The organism is Bacillus cereus (genome assembly GCF_002561295.1).
In the GTDB taxonomy this organism is placed as follows: Bacteria; Bacillota; Bacilli; order Bacillales; family Bacillaceae_G; genus Bacillus_A; species Bacillus_A cereus_S.
Genome location: NZ_NTUG01000064.1, coordinates 1 through 214, shown reverse-complemented (window position 1 = coordinate 214; position 214 = coordinate 1). Strand labels below are relative to the sequence as shown.

The following is a 214-nucleotide window of genomic DNA, read 5'->3' as shown; positions in this document are numbered from 1 at the left end:
GACCTACTACAAAATGGTCAGGTAATCGATACAAAAGAAGTAAGCGCGGCAAGCGAATGGAAATATGCGTTTACAGATTTAGTGGCATACGATACCGAAGGAAATGTATACAAGTATGAAGTGAAAGAACAAGCAGTAGACGGATACCAATCCGAAGTGAAAGGTTATGACATCGCGAATACAAAAGTAGGCCAAACCAAAGTAGAAGGAACGA

Annotated in this window: 1 protein-coding gene; it reads left to right on the top strand. The window is 40.7% G+C overall.

All coding sequences use genetic code 11. The features are described 5' to 3' along the window. The coding region (locus tag CN373_RS24415) for a Cna B-type domain-containing protein (protein ID WP_133116046.1) at nucleotides 1-214 on the top strand (214 nt) is incomplete at both ends.